At 43.1% G+C, this 6,704-nt stretch carries 6 protein-coding genes and 1 pseudogene; 3 read left to right on the forward strand and 4 right to left on the reverse strand.

What is annotated here, in order from left to right; all coding sequences use genetic code 11:
* The first annotated feature begins 184 nt into the window (after positions 1 to 184).
* From P5683_RS21650 to P5683_RS21660, 3 genes are all read left to right on the forward strand, one after another.
* Complete coding sequence (locus P5683_RS21650) at positions 185 to 613, forward strand: NfeD family protein (RefSeq protein ID WP_006622619.1); 429 nt, start codon at positions 185 to 187, stop codon at positions 611 to 613.
* An 81-nt stretch (positions 614 to 694) separates the two neighbouring features.
* The gene (locus P5683_RS21655; RefSeq protein ID WP_006622618.1) at positions 695 to 1,618 is read left to right on the forward strand and encodes an SPFH domain-containing protein; all 924 of its coding nucleotides are present in this window, start codon (positions 695 to 697) and stop codon (positions 1,616 to 1,618) included.
* A 405-nt stretch (positions 1,619 to 2,023) separates the two neighbouring features.
* Positions 2,024 to 2,698 carry an SDR family oxidoreductase gene (locus P5683_RS21660; RefSeq protein ID WP_006622617.1) on the forward strand — a complete coding sequence of 225 codons (675 nt, stop codon included), beginning with the start codon at positions 2,024 to 2,026 and terminating at the stop codon, positions 2,696 to 2,698.
* 13 nt (positions 2,699 to 2,711) lie between these two features.
* Here P5683_RS21660 and P5683_RS21665 read toward each other — a convergent pair whose 3' ends face one another.
* The 4 genes and pseudogenes from P5683_RS21665 to P5683_RS21680 form a co-directional block, all read right to left on the reverse strand.
* On the reverse strand, positions 2,712 to 3,857 hold the full coding sequence (locus P5683_RS21665; RefSeq protein WP_006670610.1) for an ATP-binding protein: 1,146 nt from the start codon (positions 3,855 to 3,857) through the stop codon (positions 2,712 to 2,714).
* Positions 3,858 to 4,016: 159 nt separating this feature from the next.
* Positions 4,017 to 4,823: a sulfotransferase domain-containing protein gene (locus P5683_RS21670; RefSeq protein WP_006622615.1), complete on the reverse strand. Its 807-nt coding sequence runs from the start codon at positions 4,821 to 4,823 to the stop codon at positions 4,017 to 4,019.
* 113 nt (positions 4,824 to 4,936) lie between these two features.
* Positions 4,937 to 6,412, reverse strand: a complete 1,476-nt coding sequence (glgA, locus tag P5683_RS21675) for a glycogen synthase GlgA (RefSeq protein WP_008056237.1) — start codon at positions 6,410 to 6,412, stop codon at positions 4,937 to 4,939.
* 97 nt (positions 6,413 to 6,509) lie between these two features.
* Positions 6,510 to 6,704 (reverse strand): annotated as a pseudogene (locus P5683_RS21680) (hypothetical protein); the annotation flags it as partial.

Here is a 6,704-nt window from a genome sequence, read left to right on the forward strand (position 1 = left end):
TGGGTTTGACATATCTGGCAATAGGTTTATCCTCAACCCTTCTCGCTTATTATACTGTATTGCCCTAAAATATTAACCGAATTTGTGATTAAATCATGCTCCTGTTGATCATAGCAATCCATTAATCATCAAATTTGCGCTATCAACTCTAGCGCCCTAAATTACCGGGAGGCTTGTTAAATCGATGTTTGCCAATCCTACACTCGTTTGGTTGCTGGCCGGGGCCGTGTTATGTTTGATGGAGTTATTTCTTCCTACGGCCTTTGTCGAGTTTATGATGGGCGTAAGTGCCTTGGTAGTGGCTGCGATCTCTTTGATCTTGCCTAATGTTCCCATACAAATAGCTCTCTGGATGATATTATCCGTGGCATCTATAATGGTAATGCGCCGTTTATTGCCACACCGTCGGGTTGCTATCCTGGAAGAAGCAACAGAGGCTGAAACTTTGACGGAAATTTTGCCGGGACAAACCGGACGGGTAATTTATGATGGGATTTCTTGGCGGGCACGTTCCGAGGGAGAATATGCGATCGCTCCTGGACAAAAGGTCCTGGTTGTCAATCGAGAAGGAAATACCTTAATTGTCGTTCCTGAAAAGTTAATCAATTCCTAACTACTTGATTGGTCAGAAGTCTATCCTGGTCAAGCTGTAGAAATATGCTCATCCGAATTTAACACTAGAGGAAAATCAACCATGGAACAGCTATTTTTGATCATTATTTTACTCTTCGGTGGCTCGACACTGGCAGGTTCTGTCAAAATTATTAATCAGGGCGATAAAGCCTTAGTCGAAAGCCTCGGTAAGTATAATGGCCGTACCTTAGATCCGGGTTTAAACTTTCTTGTCCCTTTCTTGGATCGGGTGGCTTATCGGGAAACTGTCCGGGAACAAGTCCTTGATATTCCTCCCCAAAAATGTATTACCCGCGATAATGTTTCCATTAGCGTTGATGCTGTCGTTTATTGGCGGATTATGGATTTGGAAAAAGCCTGCTATAAGGTGAATAACCTACAGGCTGCTATGGAAAATATGGTGCGAACCCAGATCCGTTCCGAAATGGGAAAACTAGAACTTGATCAAACTTTCACCGCGCGCACAGAAGTTAATGAAATGCTATTGCGGGAATTGGATATCGCTACTGACCCCTGGGGTGTGAAAGTCACACGGGTGGAATTGCGCGATATTTGCCCTACTAAGGCGGTAATGGATGCTATGGAATTGCAGATGTCTGCGGAACGACAAAAACGCGCTGCTATTCTGGCTTCCGAAGGAGAACGAGAATCTGCTGTTAACTCCGCTAAAGGTCGGGCTGAGGCGCAAGTTTTAGCTGCTGAAGCTCAACAAAAGGCTGTGGTACTCGAGGCTCAAGCACAACGTCAATCTCAGGTTCTCAAAGCCCATGCGACGGCGGAAGCTATCCAAATTCTAACTAAGACTCTCCAAAGTGACCCGGAAGCACGGGAAGCCTTGCAATATCTGTTAGCCCAAAACTATATTGAGATGGGAGCTACTATCGGTAATAGTGATAGCAGCAAGGTCATGTTTATGGACCCGCGATCTATCCCCGCCACTCTCGAAGGTATGAGATCTCTGATTTCTGATACCCCTAGTTCTTAATTCACTGATCCCCATCGACGATTCAGATATGCACACAATGTGGTTTTTGTCAAGACTCCTAAAAATGGCGATCGCCTTAGTCCCGCAAAACTCGTGCATCGTGAATTTTTAATTTTGGTCGTAGAATAATCCTAACCCCGACATAATCGGGGCTTTAGGCTTTTTTTTTGCGCCTAGACACAAGAAGCCCTTGGTAACGATTTATCCGATGATACCATAACCCCTATAATCTCGTCAACTATTTGCGAGATATTTTCAATTAAATTGTATTAATTCTTAACAATATTTTGAAATTTAAATCCATTGAGTCGTAAAAATTAGCAAAAATTATATTTGGGGGTATTTGAGGACAAGGGATAATGGATAATTGATAATGGATAATTGATAAACGATTTTAGTAAATAGATGAATTCTGAATCTTGTATTTTTCTCGCGGGTGCGAGTCGGGGTGTAGGTCGGGAAATTGCCAATTGTCTGAGGGGAGGACAAGTAAAGGTTAGGGCATTATTACGATCGCCATCCAGCGGACCAGAACTCGAAAGAATGGGGATTGAAATTGTCATGGGAGATGCTCTCGATCTGGCCGCCGTTGAACAGGCTGTGACAGACGGGCCGGCTATTTCTGCCATGATTAGCACCATTGGCGGTTTACCGAAAGACGGTCAAAGGGCTGATTATTTGGGGAATCGTAACCTGATTGATGCAGCCGTGAAAGCTAATGTAGGAAAATTTATCCTAATTTCCTCCATTGGTAGCGGTCAAAGTGCTGTAGCTCTCCCTCCCCAGGCTATGGAAACCCTGAAATCAGTCTTGATAGAAAAGGAAAAAGCCGAGGAACATCTGATTAATAGTGGCCTCACCTATACTATTATCCGTCCGGGAGGGTTAAAGTCCGAACCAGCGACGGGAAATGGTGTGCTAACGGAGGATTACCGAGTCGCGGGAACTATCCACCGCGCTGATGTGGCGGCTTTGGCTTGCGCCTGCTTGCACTCGGATCAGGCTAATAATAAAATTCTCTCAGCTATCGATCGCCAAATGGCCTATGGTCAAACAGATTTTGAGGTTTTGGATATATAATCATCCTTGAAAATCAACCAATATTTACTTGTTTGAGGGTTGGGGACTGCATATTGGGATCGCCACTGTTCAAAGGTAGACGAATCCAAAATGTAGTTCCTGCTCCGGCGGTTGATTCAAACCTAATCGCGCCGCCATGAGCTTCGACAATGGATTTGGCGATCGCTGTTCCTAAACCTGTTCCTCCCTGTTTTCCATAGGTGACAAAGGCATCAAATAGATGTTCTTGAATAGCTTTGGGAATACCCGTTCCGTTATCTTTAACCATAATCACCCCCCAATTATCTTGAGTGGTAGCAGTGATGATAATCTTTCCCTGTGAATTAGGAAAGGCCTCCACTGCATTGCTGACCAAGTTCTGTAACACCCGTATAATCTTGTTAAGGTCAGCTAGGACGTAGATTCCGTCAGGAATATCAATGACCAATTCTACATCAGAGGAGTGTAAATAGACTCGGTTTAACTTTTCAAACTGCTGTATAATCTCCTCTATAGCCACGGGTTTTAAGAGCAGGCTGGTGCTTCCCCGACTAAATTCTAGGACTTCTTCAGCCATTCCTAACATCCGTTGAATTTGCATGGAAATTAGATCGCACCATTCCTCGGTTTCTTCGTCCGGGTGTAGTTCCCGAATCATGGAACTAGAAAGCTGAATACCTGTGAAGGGGCTGCGAAAATCGTGTACAATGGTGTTGACCATTTCCCCCAATAGTTCCATTTTCTGCTTGTGAACCATTTGGTTGACATACTCGTTGGTGGTGTTTCGCAGTTGTTGGGTAATATAGCCGAATAGCTTGAGGACTACTTGACCCTTTGCGTCTTGGAGAATGGTGATTAGGTTATCCCGTGAGATTTTAGCTAGGGTAGCTCCCCCTAGTGTAGCGATCGCTCTCGCACTGCGTGGCTGTCCGTCTAAGACCCCAAATTCACCAAAAAAGCTATTGGGTCTAGCTACTGTTACCACCTGATAGCGATCGCCTCCTGTGGACTTACTAAACTCTACTTCCCCCGTTAGCACTAAATATAAGTAGTCGGGAACTTCGCCTTCTTCAAAAATTAGGCTTCCTTCTGGGTAGTATTCGACAATAGCCAACTGACAAAGTTTATCCGCCTGTTCTGGCTCAAAATAGCTGATAAACTGATGGGATAGTAAATCCATGAGTATGCACCTGCTCTGCCATTGATATAATAATAGGGTTATCCATTTTGATATACTAAAACAATTTATGCACTTTTCGTCAATCCTGTTTTAGCTGTCATCTATCTCCGTTAAACTTTTCTGGGATTAATTATGACATAGATAGCACCTTATCGACTCTTAATTACTATTAATATTTGTGACTTTTTGTGACTCCAGTTCCCTCATTTGATTGTAAAGATTCTGGGATTTATGGTTGATAGTTTCGCGGGTGTTTCCCGACAATTCTTGTGCCGATGAGTTGATTTCACCGCGCCGAAAGAAGTTTTGATATCCGCCGTTTTCCGCAAATCCTAGAGTTTGGCTATCTCCCTGCTGACTGAGACTTTTAAGTTGCCGGAATTGTTGATTAGTGACGGCAATTTTAGCCTGAGATTCTGTGATATCTAAATCCATAAAATTGCAGGCATTTTTGAGGAATTCAATGGGGTTATTATTTAGGGATTCATAGCTGACAAATAAAAGGCGATCGCTGTCAGTTTTTGCAGCTTCTAAATAACTGTTAATATGACCACACCATTGATTGATTAAATTCAGACAAAACTCATCTATCCCCGAGTTATTTTTCCGAAACTTAGGCGACCTTAGTTGATAGTGATAGTAGGAACAAAGACAATCAGCAGGATGTCGAAATAGGTAGATAATTCGATAATCTGAAATTAGGTCGAATGGTTCATGGGTTTTAATAATCCGAAACGGAATTTTAATCCGAGGGTTGCGATACCAGTCTTCAATATCAACCTTATAAACATCTGGGATCACATTACCTCCTGGCTGTGTTGTTTCCCCCCCCAATTGTTTAATTACATCACTAAGTAACAATCGCATCCAAGTATTACCAGAACGTGGATAGGAGGCTAGAAATACATCTGTCGGTCGAAAATACCATTGATTTACTTGGTATTTATATGCTGAGGAAAACATCATATCTAAGTGAGATATATGAACCGATGTCACCGATAATATTTGAGGTTTCAGGTGTGAGGTTTGGGATATTACCGCCACCAAAAACCCCAGAAATATGGGAATTTTTACGACACTTATTTATGTCGAATATATTCGTAAATCGACAAATACTGAGTAGCTGGATTTGACCATGAGTAGTCATATTCCATCCCTTGAATTGCCAACTTTTGAAACTCTTTGGGATAGTGATACCACAAGCCGATCGCTCTATCTAAAGCCGATTCTAGTGCCTGACTATCAGTTTGGAAAAACACATAACCATTGCGTTTTTCTTCTTCATGACAGTTGTCATAGTCTCGGTCAAACACTGTATTGAGTAACCCGCCAACCCCCCGCACCACTGGAACTGTCCCATATTGCAACCCAATCATCTGAGTTAAGCCACAAGGTTCATAATTGCTGGGAACAATAATAATATCAGCCCCGGCGTAAATGAGATGGGAAAGTTCTTCATTAAAACCAATTTCGATATGGCAATCAGGGTTATGATTTAGATGATTTTTTTCATGCAAAAACCAGTTGTTAATTGCGGTTTCCGTTGCCGAACCTAACAACACAAATTGAGCTTGGCGATAGAGGGCATAATAAATAGCATGGTGGACGAGATGAACGCCTTTTTGTTGGTCTAAACGCCCCACATAAGCAATTAAAGGTTTATCCCCGTGACCCAGCCATAATCGCTCTCGGAGTGCTTGTTTGTTTTTGGCTTTTTCCGTAAAGGTATCAGCATCATAATGATGGGGAATATAGCGATCGACTCCGGGATTCCATACTTCATAGTCAATGCCATTGAGTACCCCCCTGAATTTATGTTGATGTTCATGAATGGTATGGCCCAAACCATAACCAAAATCGCCATAGTGTGCTTCCCAAGCATGGTGGGGGGAAACTGTGGTGATGAAATTAGAATAGACGATTCCGCCTTTCATCAAATTTAGAGCAAAAGGATTAAAGGGATCTTGGAGGCGATCGTCAGCGAAATAGTAAGATTCCTTATTCAGACCGGTAGCCCACAAAACATTACATCCCGCAATGCCCTGATGTTTAAAGTTATGAATGGTATAACAAACCCGTTGATATTCCATGCCATGATACTTGTAAATCTCGAACAGTAGCACCGGAACTAGGCCAGTTTGCCAGTCATGACAGTGGATCACATCGGGCCGTTTGTTAGTCAGCAACAGAAACTCTAAGGCTGCCTTACTGAAAAAGGCAAACCGCATATTGTCATCATTGCAACCGTAGTAGCAGTCGCGATTGAAAAATAAGTCATCCGAATGGGGGTCTATGAAAAAGCATAATCTGCCATAAACCCAGCCACAGTAAACATCACAGTGTATCGCTGCACCATACCAAGGGACAACTAAATCTCGGTAGGCTTCGTGTAGTCCCCAAATATGGTCATAACGCATACAATCATATTTGGGTAGAATTATCTCTACTGCATGGCCCCGCAGTTCCAACTCTCGGCTGAGTCCGTAGACTACATCACCCAAACCTCCCGCCTTGATTACAGGGGCGCACTCAGAGGCAATCTGTACAATGTACATCTTCACTCCTCTCGTAACAAAAGTTTATGTTCTATGTTTCCTATTGAATCAGGAAAAAGCACCGATCGCTCACCAATGTAGTTTATGACTGATACATTTACGCGACATTTATCCGGCTATTGCCTGACAATGCGACGATAGCACTATTACCCGTTAAGGTAACAGAGGCGGTATCCCGCAAAGCTTTTAGAAAGATTCCAAAAGCACCGTTCCAGTCCCTGGGTAGAGTGAACCCGCACTCAGGACATCGGAACACTTTTGAGCCACCTAGCTGGGAATGCATCTGACCACG

The sequence above is a fragment of the Limnospira sp. PMC 1279.21 genome (genome assembly GCF_032349615.1).
In the GTDB taxonomy this organism is placed as follows: Bacteria; Cyanobacteriota; Cyanobacteriia; order Cyanobacteriales; family Microcoleaceae; genus Limnospira; species Limnospira fusiformis.

Coding starts and splice junctions, on each gene's coding strand:
- P5683_RS21650 (WP_006622619.1), top strand. CDS start 185: ATGTTTGCCAATCCTACACTCGTTTGGTTGCTGGCCGGGGCCGTGTTA.
- P5683_RS21655 (WP_006622618.1), top strand. CDS start 695: ATGGAACAGCTATTTTTGATCATTATTTTACTCTTCGGTGGCTCGACA.
- P5683_RS21660 (WP_006622617.1), top strand. CDS start 2,024: ATGAATTCTGAATCTTGTATTTTTCTCGCGGGTGCGAGTCGGGGTGTA.
- P5683_RS21665 (WP_006670610.1), bottom strand. CDS start 3,857: ATGGATTTACTATCCCATCAGTTTATCAGCTATTTTGAGCCAGAACAG.
- P5683_RS21670 (WP_006622615.1), bottom strand. CDS start 4,823: ATGATGTTTTCCTCAGCATATAAATACCAAGTAAATCAATGGTATTTT.
- glgA (WP_008056237.1), bottom strand. CDS start 6,412: ATGTACATTGTACAGATTGCCTCTGAGTGCGCCCCTGTAATCAAGGCG.